At 39.9% G+C, this 378-nt stretch carries 1 protein-coding gene; it reads left to right on the forward strand.

Annotated elements, in window-relative coordinates; all coding sequences use genetic code 11:
* A partial coding sequence (locus GOQ17_RS16125; RefSeq protein WP_201288661.1) for a transposase occupies nucleotides 1–378 on the forward strand: 378 nt, incomplete at both ends.

Here is a 378-nt window from a genome sequence, read left to right on the forward strand (position 1 = left end):
ACCGTAATAAACTCAGTGGTTTTCAACAGTGGGCCCATCGCGAAAATGCACAGGAAGGACTAATATTTCCAAAGAATATAGGTAGTAGTCTTTCCATTGATGAAACCAGTCTTTCTCATGGTGAACTCTATACGGTGGTAACTAATAAAGAAGCTCACGGAAAGAAAGGGACTATAGTTGCAATTCTCAAAGGAACTAAATCCGATAGTATTATCTCTGTGCTTCAGCAAATTCCACTCCGATTACGCAATAAAGTACGGGAAATAACACTTGACTTAGCTGGTAATATGGGGATTATAGCTAAGAAGTGTTTTGCTAATGCAGTGCAGGTTATTGATCGCTTTCATGTGCAGCAATTGGCAACTGAGGCACTTCAAG

This window comes from Sphingobacterium composti (genome assembly GCF_009829075.1).
Lineage (GTDB): Bacteria > Bacteroidota > Bacteroidia > Sphingobacteriales > Sphingobacteriaceae > Sphingobacterium > Sphingobacterium composti.